Source organism: Bradyrhizobium sp. USDA 3315 (assembly GCF_054056795.1).
This window is the reverse complement of sequence record NZ_JBSRYP010000001.1, coordinates 4,441,583-4,463,590: the sequence shown is the minus strand read 5'-3', so window position 1 is coordinate 4,463,590 and position 22,008 is coordinate 4,441,583. Positions and strand designations below refer to the sequence as shown.

The 22,008-nt window shown below is 65.2% G+C and carries 14 protein-coding genes and 1 pseudogene; 4 read left to right on the top strand and 11 right to left on the bottom strand.

What is annotated here, in order from left to right:
- Positions 1-87 precede the first annotated feature (87 nt).
- Positions 88-804 carry an alpha/beta fold hydrolase gene (locus tag ACVIYL_RS20545; RefSeq protein ID WP_456779570.1) on the bottom strand — a complete coding sequence of 239 codons (717 nt, stop codon included), beginning with the start codon at positions 802-804 and terminating at the stop codon, positions 88-90.
- 204 nt (positions 805-1,008) lie between these two features.
- On the opposite strand from ACVIYL_RS20545, the gene ACVIYL_RS20540 reads away from it, so the two are divergent.
- The gene (locus tag ACVIYL_RS20540) at positions 1,009-1,752 is read left to right on the top strand and encodes a sulfite exporter TauE/SafE family protein (protein WP_018273026.1); all 744 of its coding nucleotides are present in this window, start codon (positions 1,009-1,011) and stop codon (positions 1,750-1,752) included.
- Between the two features lie 62 nt (positions 1,753-1,814).
- On the opposite strand, the gene ACVIYL_RS20535 is transcribed toward ACVIYL_RS20540, so the two are convergent.
- The 4 genes from ACVIYL_RS20535 to ACVIYL_RS20520 form a co-directional block, all read right to left on the bottom strand.
- The gene (locus ACVIYL_RS20535; protein WP_456779569.1) at positions 1,815-3,614 is read right to left on the bottom strand and encodes an ABC transporter ATP-binding protein; all 1,800 of its coding nucleotides are present in this window, start codon (positions 3,612-3,614) and stop codon (positions 1,815-1,817) included.
- A gap of 697 nt (positions 3,615-4,311) precedes the next feature.
- The gene (locus ACVIYL_RS20530) at positions 4,312-4,845 is read right to left on the bottom strand and encodes an REP-associated tyrosine transposase (protein WP_310880694.1); all 534 of its coding nucleotides are present in this window, start codon (positions 4,843-4,845) and stop codon (positions 4,312-4,314) included.
- 566 nt (positions 4,846-5,411) lie between these two features.
- The gene (locus ACVIYL_RS20525; protein ID WP_310880695.1) at positions 5,412-7,001 is read right to left on the bottom strand and encodes a DHA2 family efflux MFS transporter permease subunit; all 1,590 of its coding nucleotides are present in this window, start codon (positions 6,999-7,001) and stop codon (positions 5,412-5,414) included.
- Between the two features lie 47 nt (positions 7,002-7,048).
- A complete protein-coding gene (locus ACVIYL_RS20520) occupies positions 7,049-8,335 on the bottom strand; it encodes an HlyD family secretion protein (protein WP_310880696.1) in 1,287 nt (428 codons plus the stop codon).
- A 188-nt stretch (positions 8,336-8,523) separates the two neighbouring features.
- Here ACVIYL_RS20520 and ACVIYL_RS20515 point away from each other — a divergent pair, with 188 nt between their 5' ends.
- Entirely contained in the window at positions 8,524-9,165 is a 642-nt protein-coding gene (locus ACVIYL_RS20515) for a TetR/AcrR family transcriptional regulator (protein ID WP_057014977.1), read from the top strand.
- A 267-nt stretch (positions 9,166-9,432) separates the two neighbouring features.
- Positions 9,433-10,275, top strand: a complete 843-nt coding sequence (locus ACVIYL_RS20510; protein ID WP_310880697.1) for a GNAT family N-acetyltransferase — start codon at positions 9,433-9,435, stop codon at positions 10,273-10,275.
- Positions 10,276-10,457: 182 nt separating this feature from the next.
- Here the strand turns inward: ACVIYL_RS20510 and ACVIYL_RS20505 are convergent.
- Both ACVIYL_RS20505 and ACVIYL_RS20500 read right to left on the bottom strand, forming a co-directional pair.
- Positions 10,458-13,131: pseudogene (locus ACVIYL_RS20505) on the bottom strand (flavin-containing monooxygenase).
- A 400-nt stretch (positions 13,132-13,531) separates the two neighbouring features.
- Positions 13,532-14,236 (bottom strand): SDR family oxidoreductase, encoded by a 705-nt coding sequence (locus ACVIYL_RS20500; protein WP_253607534.1) that lies wholly within the window; start codon positions 14,234-14,236, stop codon positions 13,532-13,534.
- 140 nt (positions 14,237-14,376) lie between these two features.
- Here ACVIYL_RS20500 and ACVIYL_RS20495 point away from each other — a divergent pair, with 140 nt between their 5' ends.
- Complete coding sequence (locus ACVIYL_RS20495) at positions 14,377-15,195, top strand: substrate-binding domain-containing protein (RefSeq protein ID WP_253607533.1); 819 nt, start codon at positions 14,377-14,379, stop codon at positions 15,193-15,195.
- Here the strand turns inward: ACVIYL_RS20495 and ACVIYL_RS20490 are convergent.
- From ACVIYL_RS20490 to ACVIYL_RS20475, 4 genes are all read right to left on the bottom strand, one after another.
- Positions 15,169-15,867, bottom strand: coding sequence for an ABC transporter permease (locus ACVIYL_RS20490; protein WP_016845814.1), 699 nt, complete (start codon positions 15,865-15,867; stop codon positions 15,169-15,171). The two genes, ACVIYL_RS20495 and ACVIYL_RS20490, sit on opposite strands and share 27 nt — an antisense overlap.
- A 59-nt stretch (positions 15,868-15,926) precedes the next feature.
- Positions 15,927-16,310, bottom strand: coding sequence for a response regulator (locus ACVIYL_RS20485; RefSeq protein ID WP_050425581.1), 384 nt, complete (start codon positions 16,308-16,310; stop codon positions 15,927-15,929).
- Between the two features lie 113 nt (positions 16,311-16,423).
- On the bottom strand, positions 16,424-17,659 hold the full coding sequence (locus ACVIYL_RS20480) for an extensin-like domain-containing protein (RefSeq protein ID WP_456779568.1): 1,236 nt from the start codon (positions 17,657-17,659) through the stop codon (positions 16,424-16,426).
- A gap of 124 nt (positions 17,660-17,783) precedes the next feature.
- Complete coding sequence (locus tag ACVIYL_RS20475; RefSeq protein ID WP_456779567.1) at positions 17,784-21,407, bottom strand: autotransporter domain-containing protein; 3,624 nt, start codon at positions 21,405-21,407, stop codon at positions 17,784-17,786.
- Positions 21,408-22,008: the final 601 nt, after the last annotated feature.

The window sequence follows — 22,008 nt, the reverse complement described above, 5'->3', positions numbered from 1 at the left end:
ACCTTCTGTCCACGGCGCCGCGGCGTTTTCGAGAGCAATGCGCCGCGAAGCTCGGGATGCCGGGTGCGATCTTTGGCATCGCCCCGACTAGGCGGCAATTTCCATGAGCATCGCCATCAGCACCTCCGGCGCGGTGACGTTCGGCGAGTGGCTGGCGTCGATCTCGAAATAGCGCCAGCCGGCTTCGTTCCTGATGCGCCGGGCGAACTGGCCGAACGTGTCGGCCTGCGTGGCGCGGGTGGCGTAGATGTAGCTGCGCGGCAGGCTGGTCTCGCCGTGCTTCAACCGCAATTTCTGCTCGAAGCATTTGATCGGCATGTCGACGCGCCGCGCGCTCAGCCATGCGACGTCAGCGGGCGACGTGTCCGGCGGCACCGGCATCGGCGGAATACGCCAGCCGTCGCCGTCGCTCGCGAACTCACGCATGGTCTCGATCGCCGATTCGTTGAGATCGAACAGCGACTGGCCGTCGCGCGGCACGAAGGCGTCGATATAGATCATCTGCGCGATGCGCTCGCGCACCCGGTCGGCGACGCCGGTCGCGACCATGCCGCCATAGGAGTGCCCGATCAGCACGATGTCGTGCAGGTCCTCGTAACTGATGACGCTGAGCACATCCTGGATATGCGCCTCGAGGTCGAGTCCTTGATGCGCAAGGTGCGCGCGCTCGCCAAGCCCGGTGTAGCTCGGCGTGACCAGCCGATGCCCGGCGGCCTGCATCAGGGGATGCATCTTCTTCCATGCCCAGCCTGCCGACCAGGCGCCGTGACAGACCAGAAAGGTTTTTTGTGAGTTCGCAGGCATGCTCGCAGTCATTGGGGATGCTTCCATTCCGATTATCGTTGATGAGCGGCGATTTTGAAGTGTACCCACGATGCACGTTGTGTAAACGTGCAGTCGCTCCCCTCCCTTTGTCATTCCGGGATGGTCCGCAGGACCAGACCCGGAATCTCGAGATTCCGGGTTCGATGCTGCGCATCGCCCCGGAATGACGATTGAAAGGCCTCGATGACCCCGGCAAGCTATGCGATCCTGTTCTTCGGCGCGCTTGCCGGCGGTTTCGTCTCCGGCCTTGCCGGCTTCGGCACCGCGCTGATGGCGCTCGGCATCTGGCTCTATGTGCTGCCGCCGACGCTCGCGGTGCCGCTGGTGCTGGTCTGCTCGGTCATCGCGCAGCTCTCGACCTTGCCGTCGATCTGGAAGAGCATCGATTTCCGTCTGGTCTGGCCGTTCGTCATCGCAGGCCTCGCCGGCGTGCCGATCGGCATCCTGCTGATCGCGCGGGCCGACCCCGAGGTCTTCAAGCTGACGATCGGCGTCTTCCTGCTGGTGTTTCCGACCGCGTTGTTCCTGCAGCGCAAGCCGATGTCGATCGCCTTCGGCGGCAAATGGGCCGACGGCGCAATCGGCTTTGCCGGCGGAATCCTCGGCGGCCTCGCCGGACTGTCCGGCCCGCTGCCGATCCTGTGGGCCAGCGTGCGCGGCTGGGGCAAGCAGCAGCGCCGCGGCGTGTTCCAGATCTTCAACTTCACGATCCTGGCGGCCGCGCTTTGTGTGCAGATCGCAAGCGGCCTGGTGAAGCCCGAGCTCATCTGGCTGGTGGCGTGCGCGTTTCCGGGGACGCTGCTCGGCGCCTGGCTCGGCGCGCGGCTCTATCACGCGCTCAGCGACCGCAATTTCTCCGACGTCGTGCTGCTGCTGCTGTTCCTGTCCGGCGTCGCGCTGGTGTGGAACGGACTGGCGCCGAAATAGCGGGCGCTGCGTGAGCGTCGGTTCTGATCCAATCAGAACCGACGCTCCAGCCATGCGCCATCTCACTCCGCCGCGGCCTGACCGAACTCGGTCGCCTGACGCTCGAACAGGCCGCGATAGATGCCGCCTTGACGCGCGGCCAGCACCTCATGGGTGCCCTGCTCGACGATCTCGCCGCGGTCGAACACCAGGATGCGATCCATGCTGCGCACGGTCGACAGCCGGTGCGCGATCACGATCGAGGTGCGGCCCTTCATCAGCCGTTCCATCGCCTGCTGGATCAGCGCCTCGGATTCCGAATCAAGGCTCGAGGTCGCCTCGTCCAGGATCAGGATCGGCGCATCGGCCAGGAAGGCGCGTGCCAGCGCCACGCGCTGCCGCTCGCCGCCCGACAGCTTGACGCCGCGCTCGCCCACCAGCGTGCCGTAACCCTTCGGCAGCCGCATGATGAAGTCGTGCGCATTGGCAAGCCGCGCCGCCTGCTCGATCGCCTCCATGCCGGCGCCCGGCCGGCCATAGGCGATGTTCTCCGCCAGCGTGCGGTGGAACAGGATCGGCTCCTGCTGCACGATCGCGATCTGGCTGCGCAGCGATTGCTGCGTCGCCTTGGCGATGTCCTGACCGTCGATCAGGATCCGGCCAGCGGAGACGTCATAGAGCCGCTGCACCAGCTTGACGAAGGTCGTCTTGCCGGAGCCGGAGCGGCCGACCAGGCCGACCCGCTCGCCGGCGTCGATGTCGACCGACAACCCGTCATAGAGCGGCCGGCGATGGCCGCCATAGTGAAACGTGACGTCGTCGAACACGATGCGGCCGCCCTGGATGTCGATCGTCCCAGCATCATCCGCATCGACAATGCCGAGCGGCTCGCCATGGATCTGCACCAGTTCCTCCATGTCGTTCACCGAACGCTGCAGGTTGTTGATGTGCATGCCGACATCGCGCAGATAGGCGTGGATGATGTAGTAGCTGGTCAGCACATAGGTGACGTCGCCCGGCGTGGCGCGGCCTTGCGCCCACAGCAGGATCGCACCGCCGATCACCGAGGCGCGGAAGCACAGCAGCACCACGAGCTGCGCCGTCGAGGTGTGGTTGTAGCGGAACCAGGTCCGCCGCACCCGCCGGCGCCAGCGGCTGATGACGCCGTCGAGCCGCATGTCCTCGCGCGTCTCCGCGCCGAACGACTTCACCACCGCGTTGCAGGTCAAGGCGTCGGCCAGCGTGCCGCCGACCTTGGTGTCCCACGCATTGGAAACGCGCGCGGCAGGCGCCACGTAGCGCACCTGGAACATCATGGTCATCGCGACATAGATCACCGAGCCGACCGCGATCACCGCGCCGAGCTGCGGCCAATGCACGCCGAGCAGGATCATCGAGCCGACCAGCACCACGACCGACGGCAGCAGCGCCATCAGGATGGTGTCGTTCAGCAAATCGAGCGCCCACATGCCGCGCGTGATCTTGCGCACGGTGGAGCCGGCGAACGAATTGGCGTGCCAGTCGGTCGAGAAGCGCTGCACCCGCATGAAGGCCTGCTGCCCGACATCGGACATCGTCTTCAGCGTGAACGGCACGATGGTCTGGATGCCGACCAACCGCAGCACCAGCGACAGCGCGCCGAGGCCGACGATGGCGCCGAACGCCAGCATCGCCGCATGGCGCGCGGCCGCATCGGTCGCGCCCGCGGTCAGCGCGTCGACCAGATGGCCGGAAAACACCGGCATGAACAGGTCGGCCGCGGTTGCGCCGAGGAATCCCGCCGTCACCGCGGAGGCACGCAGCGGCTGTTCCAGCCAATGGCGGAAGACAAAGGGGAGCACGATCCGGATTGCGGCCGGCCGCTTGGTCGTCAGAGAGGTCATGGCACATTCCGGCCACGCTTTTGCAGCGCGCGCCGGCTCCATCTGAGGCGACGTGCGGGCGGAATCCGACCGCGAGCGCCGCTGGAAATTGTCGATAAATTGTTGGGACGTTTTGCTGATCGGGGATCAGGCTCGATCAGCGCAGGGAGCTAACGCGTAAAGGCGTCCAGCACCGTCGAACGCGGGCGCGCGATCTGCGAAATAAACGGCTTCATGCGCATCTCCCCGGTTCGAGTAAGGAAGCGCTGCTTATAAATGCATCACGCGCGATTGGCAAGGTAACATCGGCGTGAGTGCGTCAATGTGTCGGCGACACCAGCTATTCACGCGACCGGGCGCAGCCCGCGCGCCGATGCGATGCACTCAGCCCGGCGACAACGGCACACGTTCGTAGCCCGGATGAGCGAAGCGATATCCGGGCGCCCCGGTTGCGATCATCGAATCTGGTCAGCGCGCTCCCCGCATGTCGCTTCGCTCATGCGGGCTACAAGTAACGATCCACCAACTCTCCTCACTCAGGACGTTCGCCAAAACTTCCGCCTTCTCCCGCGTCACCCACCCAATCGGCTGGCAGTCCGTAGCCCGGATGAGCGAAGCGATATCCGGGGCCGCGTCACGTTCAGTAATGAACTGCTGAGATCGGTCCCGCATATCGCTTCGCTCATGCGGGCTACGAATGACGATCCACCAACTCTCCTCACTCAGGACGTTCGCCAAAACTTCCGCCTTCTCCCGCATCGCCCGCCCAGTCGAATGGCAACGCACCCTCCCTCACATAGCGATGAAACGAGGAATGTGGCCAGTCACACACACGCTGGACCAAGGCATGCTTGACTGGGTTGAAATGGATGTAATCAACGTGCCGCGCGCAGTCATCTTCATCGCGGATTGTGTGCTCCCAAAACCGCCGCTGCCAAAGCGCCAGATCACCATTCGATCGACGCTTCAGGTCTATCGAGGCAGCAAGCAACCGGCTGCTGAAGTGTCCTTTGATCCGACGCCAACGACCTGCAAAATCGGAATCGCCTTGCGGCAGTGTAAGGATCGCGTGGAGGTGATCGGGGAGCACCACCACTGCGTCGACGGAGAACGGACGTTCGCGACGGGCGGTACCGAACGCATCCCGCAACGCCGTGATATGATCCACGAGTAGGCTGGATCGCCGGTCATCGAGTGTGACCGTAAAGAAGAAGGTACCGCCCGGGATGAAGTTGCGTCGGTATCTGACCATGCCCCAGCTCCCGCAGCATTCCCGCATATCGCTTCGCTCGTGCGGGCTACGATGCCAGAATATTGCAGATTAGCAGACGCTTGCGTCAATACAGATCAGCGCCTGGGATCTCGAAGCTTCGTAGCCCGGATGAGCGAAGCGATATTCGGCGCCGCGTCACGCTCAGTGATGAACTGCTGAGATCGGTCCCGCATGTCGCTTCGCTCATGCGGGCTACGATGTTAGAATATTGCAGATCAGCAGATGCTTGCGTCAATACAGATCAGCGGTTGGGATCTCGAAGCTTCGTAGCCCGGATGAGCGAAGCGATATCCGGGGCCGCGTCACGCTCAGTGATGAACTGCTGAGATCGGTCCCGCATGTCGCTTCGCTCATGCGGGCTACGATGTTAGAATACTGCAGACTAGCAGACGCTTGCGTCAATACAGATCAGCGCCTGAGATCTGGAAGCTTCGTAGCCCGGATGAGCGAAGCGATATTCGGCGCCGCGTCACGCTTAGTGATGAACTGCTGAGATCGGTCCCGCATGTCGCTTCGCTCATGCGGGCTACGAAAACCGATGACACCTAATGCGCGTCGCCGCCGCTCGCGGTCATCGACGGTGGCTTGTTGACGAACAGCACCAGAAGGCTGAGCGCGACATAGAACAGCGACAGCATGAAGAAGGCATCGCCATAGCCCATCACCGCTGCCTGGCGGTGCACGATCTGCGAGAGCTGCTTCATCGCCATGATGGCGGAATCGCCCATGCCCTGCATGCGCTGGGTGAACATGTTGAGGGTCTCGACCGCGGTGGTGTTGCCCCAGGTCACGCGGTCATGCAGCCGCGAGATGTGCAGATCGGTGCGGTCGTTGAGCACCTCGTTGATGACGGCGAGACCCACCGCGCCGCCGAGGTTGCGCATCAGGTTGAACAGGCCGGAGGCGTTCTTGACGCGATCCTGCGGCAATGTCGCGAGCGCGATGTTGTTGGTCGGCACCATCGCGCACATCATGCCGATGCCGCGCAGGATCTGCGGCAGCAGCAGCTCGTAGAAATCATAGTCGCGGGTGATCCAGGTCATCTGCCAGGAGCCGAGCGCGAAGGTCACGAGGCCGAAGGCGATGATGTAGCGCAGATCGACCTTCTGCATCAGCCGCCCGACCACCGGCGCCATCAAGAACATGGTGACGCCGGAGACGAACATGGTCTCTCCGATCATCAGCGCGCTGTAGCCGCGGACCTCCGCGAGATAGCGCGGATAGACGTAAGTCAGGCCATAGAGCCCGATGCCGATGCAGAACTGCAGCACGCAGCCGACCGCGAAGTTGCGGTTACTGAAGGCGTAGAGATCGACGATCGGCTCCTCCGCGGTCAAGACGCGCCAGAAGAACGCGACCGCCGAGACGAAGCCGATCGCGGCGCAGACCGCGACCGAGGTGTCCTGCAGCCACTCATATTGCGGACCCTCCTCCAGCACATATTCGAGCGAGCCGAGGAAACCGGCCATGAAGATCAGGCCCCACCAGTCGAAGCGCTCGAGCAGCGCGAAGTTCGGCTGGTCGAAATCGACCAGCGCCAGCACGCCTGCCGTGATGATGACGCCGGGCACGATGTTGATGAAGAACAGCCAGTGCCACGACATCAGGTCGGTGATGTAACCGCCGACGGTCGGTCCAACGGTCGGCGCCAGCGTCGCGACGAGGCCGATGATCGGCGCCACGATGTGGAATTTGGTGCGCGGGAAGATCGTGTAGGCCGAGGCGAACACCGTCGGGATCATGCCGGCGCCGAGAAAACCCTGCAGCGCGCGCCACAGGATCATCTGCTCGATCGAGGAGGCGAAGCCGCACAGCAGGCTCGAGGCGGTGAAGCCGAACGCGGAGATCGCGAACAACAGCCGCGTGCCAAGCGCACGCGACAGGAATCCGGACAACGGAATCGCGATCACTTCGGCGATCAGATAGGCGGTCTGCACCCACGACACTTCGGTCGAGGATGCCGACAGGCCGGCCTGGATCTCGGACAGCGAGGCCGAGACGATCTGGATGTCCAGGATCGACATGAACATGCCGAACACCATGATGATGAAGGCAACCAGCCGCTTCGGCTGGATGCGCTCGGACTCCGAGGCGCCGGTCATCATCGAGGGTGAAGCAGTGGTCGTATCAGCCATGGGCTCATCGGCTCCGAGCCTCGGACTCTGTCCGAAGCTTCAAGACATCACTGCGGATGGATCATCATCGGCGCGTCGAGATCGGTTTCGGCGTCGGCATCGGCCGCGCCCTCGCGGGTGTCGACGGTGGTGTAGACCGACATGCCGGCGCGCAAGAGGCCCTGCCTGGCGACGCTGGCAGGCACGCGGATGCGGACCGGCAGGCGCTGCACGATCTTGGTGAAGTTACCGGTGGCGTTGTCGGGCGGCAGCAAGGTGAACACCGAGCCTGCCGCCGGCGAAATGCTGTCGACGAGGCCGGTGAACTTGCGGAAGCCGTAGGCGTCGACCTTGATCGTCACGCGCTGCCCGGTGCGGATGCGCTTGAGCTGGGTCTCTTTATAGTTGGCGTCGATGTAGACGCCGTCGAGCGGCACCACATTGCCGAGCCGCTGACCGACATTGATGTAGTCGCCGGTGTTGACCAGGCGGTTGGAGAAGGTGCCGTCGACCGGCGCGCGGACGTTGGTGAATTCGAGATCGCGCTCGGCCTTGGCGAGCTGGGTCTGCAATTCGGCGAGCTGGGCGCGGGCCTCGGCCTGCTGCGCCTTGGTCACCTCGACATTGTCCTTGGCGGCATCATAGGCCGCCTGCGCGGATCGCACGCTGGCCGCGCCCTGATCGCGGCCGGCCTCCGAGACTTCAAAGGTGGCACGCGAGGCAAAACCCTTGGTGCTGAGCGCCTGCTGACGATCGAAATCGAGATCGGCGCGCTTCAGGCCGGCCTGCGCGGACACGAGCTGGGCCTGCGCCTGCTCGACCGAACTCGCCGCCGCCGCAACCTGGCGGCCGATGCGCTCGATCGTCGCCTGCTGGGTCGCGATCCTGGTGCGCGCGGCGTCGGCCGCGATACGGTAGTCGCCATCATCGATCCGGAAGATTACGTCGCCTGCGCGCACCAGCGCGTTGTCGCCGGGCAGGATCGCCGCGATATGGCCCGCGACGCGCGCGCCGAGCATGGAGTTGTTGGCGCGGACATAGGCATCGTCGGTCGAGACGTAGAAGCGCCCGACCATCAGGTAATAGGCGGCATAGCTCGCGGCAGCGAGCGCGAGCAGGCCGACCACGCCCATCATCACGAATTTGCGCTTGCCGGATTTCGGCGCCGGCGCCGCAGTGGACGAAGCCGCCGGCTGTTCGGGCGCAGACGCGGGCGGCGCCTCCGCGGGACGCTTAGCTTCGTCAGCACGGCCCTGCTCGCCGAGATCGGCGGATGCATCGCGCGCGATCGCGTCCTCGGCCATCTCAGGCTCGGAACGAACAATGCGTGCAGCCTGATCCCGTGCTGCGGCCATGGCCGAGGCTCCCCACAAAAATCTTGACGCGCGCGATGGCGGAATAAGGGCCGTGCGGCGCATCGTCACTCCCAAGATACCATTGACCGAACGGTTCGGTCAATATACATTCCCGCCCGCTAGATTATAAAGCTTCGATTCTTCCCTTTCCTACTTTGGGTTGAGTTCTTTCCCGAGAAGCTAAATCAATGGTTGCAGCGCCCCGAACCTCCCTCCAGTCCGTCGGCGAGGAGGAATCGTCGAAACGCCGCCAGATCCTGGACGGCGCCCGCAAGGTATTCCTGGAGCTCGGCTTTGACGGCGCGAGCATGGGCGAGATCGCGCGCGCTGCCGGCGTCTCCAAGGGCACGCTCTACGTCTATTTCCCCGACAAGGCCGGGCTGTTCGCGGCGATCGTCGAGGAGGAAAAGCTCGAGCAGGGCAAGGTCGCCTTCAATTTCGATCCGGCGCGCGACGTCGACACCACCCTCCCCGAATTCGGCCGCGCCTATGTCGCGGTGTTGTGCCGGCCCGGCGGCGGCTCGGCGATCCGCACCGTGATGGCGATCGCCGAGCGGATGCCCGAGCTCGGCAGCCGGTTCTACACCCACGTCATCGCCCACACCGTCGACCGCTTCGCCGCCTATCTCGAGGCGCGCGCCGCGCTCGGCGAGCTCGTGATCGACGACTACCAGCTCGCGGCCTGGCAATTCATGCAGATGTGCCAGGCGACGCTGTTCCAGGCGTTCATCTTCCAGGCCAAGCCGTCGCCCTCGCCGGAGCGGATCGCAACCGTCGTAGACAGCGCGACGCGCGTGTTCTTCGCGGCGTACCGGCCGAAGGCCGGGTGAGATCGACGTCTTATCGCGGACCAGCGCGCTCTTCGTCCCGTCATGCTGAGGTGCTCGCGTAGCGAGCCTCGAAGCATGCGCGGCCCGGCTGGTGGCCGTCGTGCTTGAGACGGCCGCGGAGTTTATCATCGGGCCGCGCTTTGTGCGGACTCGTTGGCAGCCTCATCAACATGACGGACGTACGTTCTTTAGATCGTCACGGGGGGTATTGTTCTCCAGCCGTCGATGTGCACGATCAATAACTCCAGCACGACGAGGCGATCGACCATGAACGACCTCACCATCCGACAGATGCAGCCGGACGAGATCGCGCTCGCGGTGGACTGGGCCGCGGCGGAGGGATGGAATCCTGGTCTCGCAGATGCGCCCTGCTTTGCCGCCGAGGACCCGCAGGGCTTCTTCATCGGCCAGCTCGATGGCGAGCCGGCCGCGGTGATCTCCTGCGTCAATTACGGCGCGCAATTTGCCTTCCTCGGCTTCTACATCGTGCGTCCGGATCTGCGCGGCCGCGGCCATGGCCTGAAGATCTGGAATGCGGCCATCGCGCATGCGCGCCCGCGCGTGATCGGGCTCGATGGCGTGGTGGCGCAGCAGGCGAACTACCAGAAGTCCGGCTTCGCGCTCGCTTACGCCAATGTGCGCTGCGGCGGCACTGTCGCCGCACCATCCGCGCCGAGCGACGGCACCGTCGCGCTGACCGATCTGCCGATGGCGCTGATCGAGGCCGATGACGCCACTGTGTTTCCCGCACCGCGGCCGGCATTCCTGCGCGCCTGGATCAACACGTCAGGACATGTCGGGCGCGCGCTGATGCGCGACGGCAGGCTGGCCGGCTGGGGCGTGATCCGCCCGTGCCGGACCGGCCGCAAGATCGGTCCGCTGGTTGCCGATGACCGTGCCGGCGCCGAGGCCGTTGTCGCGGCATTGCTCGCGAGTGCGGGCAGCGGCGAGGTCTTCCTCGATGTCCCCGCGGTCAACCGCGACGCCGTCGCGCTGGCGCAAGGCCTCGGGCTGTCGCCGGTGTTCGAGACCGCGCGGATGTATACCGGCGCGATCCCGCCACTCCGGATCGATCGCGTGTTCGGCGTCACGACGTTCGAGCTCGGTTAGAGCGAGAGATTTCGGAATATTAGAAATATATCCGTGAGTTGCCCGACGTGTCAAGTGGCTAGGTCGAACGCCTGCCACCGCCGGCTCCTTTGCATGGGGTTGTTTTCGATATTTTCGCAACGCGCCTCCCCCGCAAGTGCCCGCAAGCGGGAGAGGGAGCGCGGCTGCAATTCAAACCCGAGCTAGTTCGCCGCCGCGTTGACCTCCGGCGTAGCGACGTTGTCCTGCTCGACCTCCTCGGGCAGGCCGGCGAAGCGCCGCAGCGCCTTCGCCATCTTCACGCGGGCCGGCAACGCCGGTGATGATGACGTCGACCATCACGAACGACGAGTGGAAGTGGCCCTGCGCCTTGAGCTGCTCGACCTTGACGCCGGCCTTGGCGAGCGCGTCGCCATAGGCGATGCCCTCGTCGCGCAACGGATCGAACTCGCTGGTCGCGATGAACGTCGGCGGCAGGCCTTCGAGCTTGCCGCGCAGCGGCGCGACGCGCGGGTCGGTGCGGTCGGCCGGCGAGCAGTACAGGTCCCAGAACCAGTACATCAGCCCGCGGGTCAGGAAATAGCCGGTCGCGTTGTCGACATAGGACGGCCGGTCGAATGTGGAATCGGTGACCGGACAGATCAGGAGCTGGCCCGCGATCTCGGGCCCGCCGCGATCGCGCGCGAGCTGGCAGGTGACGGCCGCAAGGTTGCCGCCGGCGCTCCAGCCCGCGACCAGCAGCGGCCCTGCCCTGCCGCCGAGCTCGGCGCTATGGGCCGCGATCCAGCGCGTCGCCGCAAAACCGTCCTCGGCCGCGGCCGGGAAGCGATGCTCGGGCGCATGGCGATAGCCGACGCTGACGACGATCATGCCGGTGCGCCGGCACAGGTCGCGGCAGAACGGATCATCCGACATCTCGTCGCCGAGCACCCAGCCGCCGCCGTGGAAATACACCACGATCGGATGCGGCCCAGACGTCGTCGGCCGGTAGAGCTTGTACGGCAACGGACCGTCCGCGCCCTGCAGCATGCCGCCGCCTACCTCGCCGACCGGGCGGCCAAAGGGACGCCCCTTGTTGAATTCGGTGAGGAAGTCGCGCGCGCCCTGCGCCCCCATCGTCTCGAGCGGCGGCAGGTTCATCTCGCCAAGTAGATTCAGCACCAGCCGCACGTCCGGCTGCAGGCGCACGATCTCGCCGTCATTGCACTGCTCGGCAACGCCGGGGCCCGTGAGCCTGAAGCCGAGCATGCCGCGGCCGACCACCTCGTTGCAGATGCTGCGATACGGACCGACGCCGCCTGTATAAGGCATCACGCCCTGCGGCTTGCCGGGCACGTTGGCGCCCGTGTACCAGGTGTTGGCGAGCCGGTGCAGCGTCAGCGTCGCGCAATCGGCCATGTGCCGTTCCCAGCCGGCCTGCGCGGTCTCGGTCGCTTCCATCGTGGTGAAGCCGGCGTCGCGCAGCGCGGCGATCCGTTCCACCACCCAATCGACATGCTGCTCGATCGAGACAGCCATGTTCGACAGCACCGACGGGCTGCCGGGGCCGGTGATCATGAACAGATTGGGGAAGCCCGCGACGGTGACGCCGAGATAGGTCTGCGGTCCGTGCGCCCAGACATCCGACAGCGACTTGCCGCCGCGGCCGGAGATCGGATGCACCGCCATGATCGCCCCGGTCATCGCGTCGAAGCCGGTGGCGAACACGATGACGTCGACGTCGAACTTGCGTCCGTTGGTGAAGATGCCGCTGGTGGTGATCCCCTTGATCGGCTCCTGCCGCAGATTCACCAGCGTCACGTTGGGACGGTTGTAGGTCGCGTAGTAATTGGTATCGAGGCAGGGACGCTTGGCGCCGAACGGATGATCGTGCGGGGCCAGCGCCGCCGCCGTCTCCGGATCCTTGACCACGGCGCCGATCTTCTCGCGGATCAGGTCGGCGACCAACCTGTTGCCGTCGACATCGACCGCCTGGTCGGCCCAGAGCTGGGTCAGGATGTGGACGAGGTCGCCCGCCGCCCACGCCTTCTCGAACCGCTCGCGGCGCTCGGCGTCGCTCAATTGCCAGCTCACCACGGTCTGCTGCGGATAGGGCACGCCGGCCATCGACCAGCGCGCCTGGTCGCGATAGGCAGCACGGTCGCTCTCGAAATAGGTTTTGCGATCCTCGGGCGCTGGGCCGTTGCCCGCGGGCAGCGCGAAGTTCGGGGTGCGCTGGAACACGGTGAGCTGCGCGGCCTGCTCGGCGATCAAAGGAATCGACTGAATGCCCGACGATCCGGTGCCGATCACGGCAACGCGCTTGCCCTTGAGATCGACGCCCTGATGCGGCCAGCGGCCGGTGAAATAGATCTCGCCCTTGAAGTCCTTGACGCCGTCGATCTCCGGCGGCTTTGGCGACGACAGGCAGCCGGTCGCCATGATGTAGTAGCGGCACGAAACGTTGGCGCCGTTGTTGGTCGAGATCTGCCAGCGCGAGGTCGCATCATTCCAGGTCGCCTGCGTAACCTTGGTGCCGAACCTGATGTCGCGACGCAGATCGTAACGGTCGGCGACGAAACCGAGATAGCGCAGGATTTCCGGCTGGGTCGCGTATTTCTCCGACCAGGTCCAGGCCTGATCGAGCTCGGGATCGAAAGTGTAACTGTAGTCGATGGTCTGGATGTCGCAGCGCGCGCCGGGATAACGATTCCAGTACCAGGTGCCGCCGACGTCGGCGCCCTCTTCGAGCGCGATCGCCGAGAAGCCCGCCTTGCGCAACCGATGCAGCAGGTAAAGTCCGGCGAAGCCGGCGCCGACCACCGCAACGTCGACCTGCTGCGTGGTTCCGCTCTGCGTGGAGTCTGAAGCGCGTGCTGCAACTGCTGCGTCTGGCATGCCATTCCTCCGGTATGTTTTGATTTGACGGAAGGCTAGCCCTGCGCCTTCAGTTTGTCATCACGACAAACGCAATCAGAGGTCGCCGCAATTGTGACGCCCGCGGCCTGGAGCGCGCCGCGCAGCGCGTAGACGCAACTGGTGACGTAAGTTGTGGCGACGCAACGGGTACGAACGGCGCCGCACACTTTGATGTCGTCCCGGCGAAAGCCGGGACCCATACTCCGCGGCGGATGTTGTGGACGGGACTCGTCATTTCACCGATCCGCAACGATAACCGTCGGTGGTTATGGGTCCCGGCTTTCGCCGGGACGACGGCGAACATTTGGAGCCGCTTGTGAAGCTCGAGCTCACTTGCTCCTCAGAGTCTGACCCTGAGGATGACGGGTTAGCAGTTGCCTCAAATCGACCGCATCAGGCCGCCGTCGACGCGGATGCTCTGGCCGGTGATGTAGCCCGCGCCGTCGGAGACGAGGAAGCTGATGGTTGCGGCGATCTCCTCCGCCTTGCCGTAGCGCTTCATCGGCACGCTGTCGCGGCGCTCGTCGGTTGCCGGGAGGCTGTCGATCCAGCCCGGCAGCACGTTGTTCATGCGCACATTGCTGGCGGCGTAACTGTCGGTGAACAGTTTGGTGAACGCGGCGAGCCCGGCGCGGAACACCGCCGAGGTCGGAAACATCGCGCTCGGCTCGAACGCCCAGGCGGTGGAGATGTTGACGATCGCGCCCGACTTCTGCGCCTGCATGCGAGGCGCGACGAGACGCGTCGGGCGGATCACGTTCATCAGGTAGACGTCGAGACCGGTGTGCCACTGCTCGTCGGTCAGTTCGAGCACACCCGCGCGCGGGCCGTGGCCGGCGCTGTTGACCAGCGCATCGATGCGGCCCCAACGCTCCACCACGCCGTCGACGGCGCGTTTCAGATCATCGTTGGAACGGTTCGAGCCGGTGAAGCCGAGGCCGCCGAGCTCCTTTGCCAGCGCCTCGCCCTTGCCCGACGACGACAGGATCGCAACGCGGAAACCATCGGCCGCGAGGCGCCGCGCCGCCGCCGCTCCCATGCCGCTGCCGCCTGCGGTAACGAGCGCGACCTTCTCCAAAGCCATGACCTGATATCCCTTCTTATTGCTTCGTTCGAGGCGACCCTATCACCGCCGATCGCAGCGCGCGACATCGCTCCTGCTTTGCGTCACCGGACGAAATGCGGCATGGTGACCGACATCGTTCTCCGGTACGCAGTATTCACATGACATCCCTCCTTCGACACCTTGTCATCGCCGCCGCGCTGCTGTTCGCCGGTCCCGCACTCGCGCAGACCCGGTCCATCACCGTCGCCTCGACGACATCGACCGAACAGTCCGGCCTGTTCGGCTATCTGCTGCCGCGGTTCTCGGAGACCTCGGGCATTGCCGTGAAGGTGGTCGCGGTCGGCACCGGACAGGCGCTCGACATCGGACGGCGCGGCGATGCCGATGTGGTGTTCGTGCATGATCGCGTGGCCGAAGAGAAATTCCTGGCCGAGGGCTTTGCGACCAGGCGATATGACGTGATGTACAACGATTTCGTCATCGTCGGCCCGAAGGCCGATCCGGCGCATATCGCCGGCGAAAAGGATGTCGCGGATGCCCTGCGCAAGATCGCTGCGACCAGTTCGGCCTTCATCTCGCGCGGCGACCACTCCGGCACGCACGAGGCCGAGCTGCGGCTCTGGAAAGCGGCCGGCGTCGATCTCGGCTCAGCGAAGGGCCAGTGGTATCGCGAGATCGGCCAGGGCATGGGTCCGGCGCTCAACATGGCATCCGCGTCGAATGCCTATGTGCTGTCCGACCGCGGCACCTGGCTGTCGTTCAAGAACCGCGGCGAGCTCGCCGTGCTGACCGAAGGCGACCGGCGGCTGTTCAACCAGTACGGCGTGATGCTGGTCAATCCGGCCAAGCACCCGACGGTGAAGGCCGCGGACGGCGAGGCCTTCATCGACTGGCTGGTCTCGCAGGCCGGGCAGTCGGCCATTGCCGGCTACAAGGTCGGCGGCGAGCAGCTATTTTTCCCCAACGCCGCGCACTAGCAGAAACGCGATCGTGCTGACGCTGACGCTCAGCGCAAGCAGGATGACGCCGAGCCCGAGGCCGAGCGCCAGCTCGCCCTTGCTGGTCTCGAGCGCAATCGCGGTCGTCATCGTTCGCGTATAGCCGCTGATATTGCCGCCCACGATGATGATGGCGCCGACCTCCGCGATGGCGCGGCCGAAGGCGGCGAGGAACGCGGTGAGCAGCGAGGCGCGGCCGAGCGAGAACACCAGCGCAAGGCTGCGCAGGCGGGACAGGCCGTCGGTGCGGATCAAATCGGCATATTCCGCCCACAGCAGCGCGACCGGACGATGCACCAGCGCAACCACGATCGGCGTCGCCAGGATGACCTGCGCCACCACCATCGCCGTCGGCGTGAACAGCAGCCCGGCGAAGCCCAGCGGTCCGGATCGCGACAGCAGCAGATAAAGCCCGAGGCCGACCACGACCGGCGGCAGGCCGAGACAGGCATTGGCGAGCACGATCACCACCTGCCGTCCGCGAAACCTCGATATCGCAAGCCAGCCGCCGATCGGCGCGCCGATCAGAAGCGCGAGCAGGCTCGCCAGCAGGCTGACGCGCAACGACAATGCGACGATCCCAAGCAGGACCGGATCGCGACCGGCTATCAGCGATGCCGCCGCCGTGATCGACTGTGCGAAATCATTCATGCCGGCACGTTTTGCCCGCACAACGTGCGCATCGTCAAATCGCAGGAACGATCAGTCGCTCAGGCCGGCGCGCCGTTCTTGAGCAGCTTGGCCACGGCCGCGACCAGTTCGTCGGGCGAGAACGGCTTGTTCAGCAGCACGCTGTCCGGCACGCCCCGGGTCGGCCACTCGTCGCCGCCGCCGCCGGTGATGTAGAGCACCGGGAATGACGGGTCGATCTCGCGGGCGCCGCGCGCCACGCGCCAGCCGTCGAGCCGGCCGAGCAGGCGGATGTCGGTGACCAGTGCTGAGTATTTGGTGCGGAACGCCTTCAGCAGCGTCAACGCTTCCTCGCCCGAGCCCGCGATCGCCGGCTCATAGCCGCCGTCCCTCAGGGCGTCCTCTACCATCATCTGAAGATCACGATCGTCTTCGATGACGAGAATGATCGGCGCGTCTTGCAAAGCTATCCCCCAGAAATCAGCCGGGTGCGCCCGGCTCCGAAGCATATGCAGCATAAAAGTGGCTACCGTTTGCACGGTGTCACCCAGTAAAAATACGGGTATCAGACGCGTCCCTATTCGTCGGCGAATTCGTCTTCTTCGTTGACCCCCGCCTTACCCCGCGGGGCCGGCTTTCTGCCGCCGAGCGATCCTGTGACATAAGGTTCGCGCGTTGCATAGGGGTTACGGCCGCCGGCACGCGCCGCGACCTCCTCGCCCGAGACGGCGGCGGGCTGGCAGATCAGACGCCGGCTGGCCCGGCGCATCAGATCCACATGGATGTGGTCGTAGTGATAGACGTTGGACCCCGGCGCCAGCACCGTGGTGAATTGCTGGCAGGCGGCGGCCTGGACATCGCGCAGAAAGCCCTGCTCCTCCGGCAGGCCCCTCCAGCCATCCTTCACGGTGATGCGGCGACCGTCAGCCAGCGTGAAGGCTGCGATGTCGAGCGCATTGCCGAAGGCGTGCTCGGAAATATGCGCGTGCGAATTGCCGTTCATGCCGCGGCAGGAATAGGCCGAAATCTGCTTGATCTCGACGACGCGCGCGCCGAACCAGCGCTGCGCCGCCGGCTGTACGGAATCGGCGAGCCAGCGCTCGAGCACCGAGACGATCGGGCACGCCAGCGTTGCCGCCGGCTTCACTGCGACCGGGCCGACCGTCACCACCGGATTGCCGCTCGAGGGACCGAGCCGCGGCGGCGGTGGCGCGCCGGGCGGCTGCTGGGAATACGGTGCCGGTGAATAGGGCGCGGCCGCGCTGTCGCGCTGCGGATTGGATGGCAGGCCGGGATAATAAGGTCGCTCGCCCCTGGCGTCGGGCGAGCCTTCCGGCGGCAAATCGATCTCGTCCTGCTGCGGCGGAACGCCGGGCGCCGACAGCGAGACCGGCCCATTCTGACGGCTGCCATAGCCCGGCTCGTTGCCATAGCTCGGCTGGCCGACGGTCTGATTGGAATACGGCGCCTGCGCGGGCGGCGGAGGCAGCTGGCGGTTGATCGGCCAGCGCGGCTGGTTGCCGACTGATGCCGGCGGGCGCAGGCTGTCGTCGGCAAATCCGTAAGCCGAACTGGCTTCACCGAGCGCGGCGACCTTGAGCGGGAACTCGGCGCCGCAGACGCCGGGACCGGAGATCGGATCGATGCGGACGAGGTCGGCGCTCTCCTTGACCGCGCCCGACTTCAGGCATGCGGCCTCGGCCTCGGCCCGCCACGGTTCGCGCTCGGCGGTCTGAAACAGACCGCGACCGCAACCAGCAAGCGACACAAGGACAAGGGAGCCGACGAGATACAAACGAACTCCACGCGTCATGGCGCGGAGGTTCTGCGAATTTGATTAAAGACTCTTCAACGCATTTCGATGCGTTGTTTTCAGCTGTCCTTAACCATGCAGCGGAACCCGGCAGGGCAACACGCGCCCTGCCGAGATGATGTCATCACCACGTGTAGCGAACGACACCCTTGCCGCCATAGGACGACGTGACGTCGGAGAACTCGCCTTCGAAGGTAAGCGCCGCCGACCAGCCGCTGGTCCAGTTCATCGCCGCGCTCGCGGTGGTGAGCACCGCATCGCTCGCCGGCGCCGCACCGTTGACCACGAAGGACGCGCCCGGCAGCGTCTGGAATGTCGCGGCAACGCTGCGATCGGTGTTGTAGTCGTGCGCCCAGGCAAGGCGGCCGCGCAGGCTGAGAATGCCATCCTGCAACGCGATCGAGCGATCGCTGCGGAGGCCGAGTTCGCTGCGCGTGGCGGTGACGGTCTTGGCGCCATAGGCCACCGCGAACGCGCTCGATCCCGAGAGCACCTGCTCGGCATAAGCAGGCAGATCGTAGGTCGTGAACTGTCCGGCGGCATAGGGCGTCAGCGCCAGCGACCACGGCGTGATGAAGCGATAGCCGCCTTCGATCCGGCCCGACAGCGCATTGGCGTTGAACTGCGCGCGCAGCCGGTCGATGCCGGCGATCGTCACCGTGCGATCAGTGGTGACGTCCTGCCAGCCATAGGCCAGCGCGCCCAGCAGATAGGCCGGCCCGAATCCATGACGGATGAAGGCGCCGGCCTGGAACAGATCGGAGCGTCCACCGCCGAGTGCATTGGCCACGGTGAAATTGGTGCCGCCGCCGGCGAGCGCAAAGCCGGCAATCGTGTCGGGCGAGATCCGGTAATCGGCGCCGACAGCGACACCGAAAATGCGGCTCGTCGTCGAATTCGATCCGATGGCGGTGCCGCCATCGGTGCTCTGCCCGCCGCCGAAGCCCGCCGCCCAGACGCTCCAGCGCTGCTCGAACGTCTGTTGCAGCGGCGGTGCCTTGCGATAGATCGCGGCATAGGCGTCGCGCGCGCCATTCGCTCGCGACATGCCAGTCGACGCGTAGTTCATGGTGTCATCAGCGAATTGCGACGCGCCGCCCCTTGCGCGCATGCCACCGCGCCCTTCGGTGAAGGGATCCGTCATGACGCCGAGGAACATGTTCATGGCATCGAAAGTGGTCTGCTGCGAGCCGGTGCCGAGTTCGCCCGACGCCTTCGTCAGCCCGGCCGGCGTCAGCGCGCCGAACGCGGCGGAAATGCTGCCCGTGCTGTTGAAGGCGTTGCTGATCGCATGGCCGACCGCGGCCTGATTGCCGCTGAGCCTGGCGGTTGCGGCAAAATTCAGCGCCAGATTGAGATAGACGCTGTTGGCGTCATAGCTCAGGCTGGAGATGAAGTTCGATGGCAAATTGCTGTTGACCGGCCCGGCAAAGCTGCCGCTGACACCGCCGGCCGCGTTGAGGATGGTGTACTGCTTCTGGAACGTGGTGCCGGTGAAGGACGCGTTGACCGTGGCGCCGCCGAGCGTTGCCGCACCTGTCACGTTGGTGCGATCGGACGCCGCGGCCGACACTTCGACCAGATAGGTCGATGCGGCGGTGAAGGTCAGGCTGCCCTGCACCGTGAGCGTGCCGATCGAATTGCCCGGCGACAGCGTGCCGCCATTGACCAGGACATTGCCGACGCTGCCATTGCCGCCGAGCGTGCCGCCGGCATTGACGGTCACGGCATTGCCAAGCGAGCCATTGACCAGCAGCGTCGCACCGGCGCCGATGGTGGCGCCGGCCTGGTAGCTCTGCGCGTCGGTCACGGTCCAGACGCCGCCCTGCACGTTGAGCACCTCGAAATTGATCACGTTCGAGAGCGTGCCCGAGCCTGGCCCGAACAGGTTGAGCGTGTCGGTGCCGACGCCGCCATCGATCCGGCCGCTGATGGTCGAGCCGCCATAGAGATTGAGCGTGTCGTCGCCGCCTTCCATGCTGATCGCGCGGCCGGCATTGCCGATGATGGTGCCGTAGTTCGACAGCACGTCGGCGCCCTCGCCGGTCTGGATCGCTGCGCCGTCGCCGCGGATGAAGCGGGTCGAGCCGGTACCGGTATAGGTCACGCCGTTCAGCGTACCGATCGAGCCGGTATCGGGCGTGCCGTTCTGCAGCAGCGTAACGCCATTGGGATCGGGAATCGTGCCGTTGCCGATGATGGTGCCGTAGTTGACGATCCTGTCGTTGTCGACGGCGGCATTGCCGGTCTTGTTCTCGGAGCGGATCGCATAGCTGTTGTTGCCGACGATGGTGGCGCCGGCATAGTTGATCAGGTCGAGCGCCGCCGATCCGCTGCGCGAATTGTCCGGATTTGAATCGTTGTTGACGACGATGCCCGCCGCGGCGCCGCTGATGGTGCCGTAGTTGCGGATGGTGCCGCCGCCGATCGCAAGGCCTTCGCTGTTGTTGAAGCGGCCGCCGTCATCGGCGCCGGTCGCGCCGGTGCCCTGGACGATGCCGTAATTGGTCAGCGTCAGGACATTGTCGATATCGATGCCGTCGCCATCGCTGCGCGTGGACACGCCGTCGATCGCCCCGGTGATGGTGCCGTAATTGGTGACGATGGCGTTACCGCCGCCGACGCCCGCACCGTTGCGGCCGATGATGGTTGCGCCGGCAAAATTGTTGACCGTGATGGTGCCGGCGTCGCCCGCGGTACCGTTCTTGGCACCCGAGATCAGGCCGCCGGCATAGTTGTTGACGGTGCCGTTGTGGCCGCCCTGAAGATCGATCGCATCGGCGCTGGGCCGGCCGGTTGCGGGATCGATCGTGCCATTGGCGATGATCTGGCCGTAATTGTCGATGGTGAAGTTTTCGCCGGGACGGATCGCATCCGCATTGGCCGCGGTGATCAGGCCGGTCGCGCGGTTGGTGATGTGAACGCTCGCGGCGGTCGAGGTGAGATTGTCGAAGTCGATCGCCTGCCCGGTCGCCGATTTGATGGTGCCGGCATTGTCGACCGAGAACCTGGCCGCGGTCGTGCTGTTGCTGCCCGATGCGCCGTTGATCTGGATGGCGTCGTCCGCCGACTGGATCGTCGCGCCCGCATTGTTGACGACCGACAGCGAGATCACGTTGTTGAGATTGGTGGTGGCGCGGATCGCGCGAGACCCGGCCGTATTGGTCGCGTCGATCATGCCGGAATTGGTGATCGTGGTGGTTCCGCCGCCGATCCGCATTACGTCGCTGCCTGATGACCTGATGGTGCCGCCGCTCTGGTTGGTGATCGAGAACACGGTGGTGTTCGACGTCGCGTTGACGAAGTCGAAGACGCGGCCGTTGCCCGTCGACTGGATGGTGCCGGCATTGTCGACGGTGACCGACCCGCTGCTCAGGCCGCCATTGATCCGGAATGCATCGTTGGACGCGGTGAAGAGCGCGCCGGCATTGTTGATCAGCGTGAGATTGCCGCTGATGGCGCTGCTCGAGGTGTCGATGCCGCGTGAGGTCGCCGAGATGGTGCCGTTGTTGGTGATGACGACGCCGGGCGACGACAGGCCGGTGATCCAGGTGATCGCGGTGCCCGTCACCGACAGGCTGCTGCCGGCGCCGACCGAGCCGGCGTCATTGTTGGAGACGGTCTGCGCCGTCGTGCTGTTCGGAGGAGTGCTGAAGCTTGCGGCCAGTGCCGGACAGGAGAACCCCAACGAAGTCGCAGAAATAGCCAGCGCAAGCCGGCTTGCGCGGCTCAGAAACTCAGATTTCACGTAACGCCCCCAAGTACTTATTACCGGGGTAGAGCCCCGGTCATTGCGGGCGGCAATCTGGGTATGGTTTGTGACAGGCGCACAACAAATGACGATGCTGCCTTGCGGCGCAACGACACAGGGGCGAGAGCAACCGACGGACATCCAAGCGGGTACTGCTATCGGCGCCTGGAACCGGCGCCGCCGCTGAATATATTTGCGGCGCGTCAACGCCTTGATTTGGCGGCCATTTGAGCCGCGCATCGCAATGCGGCATCGCCGCGAATTGCGAGCCTGACAACAAGACTGCCTTTTTCGGCCTGGAACCCCTTGCTAGCTTTGACGTTAATGCGGGCAGCGTTGTGTGAACCGAGGGAGTTTCCCCAATGGATTTCGCGAGTCCTCTGCTGAGCAAGCTGAGCATTGTGGCCGCGTACATCGCGTTAGCCTTCGTCGGCGCCATTATTCTCGGCGTGTTCTAGGACATTCGACAGGCATGAGTTCAGCGCCCGGCGGCCGCCCCCGCCGGCGCTTTGCTGTTTTGCATTCACTCCGCCACAACTACGACTCGACGATCGCAACGAAGGGCCCGAATGCGATGCGGGAGCAGGGCTGCGCCGTG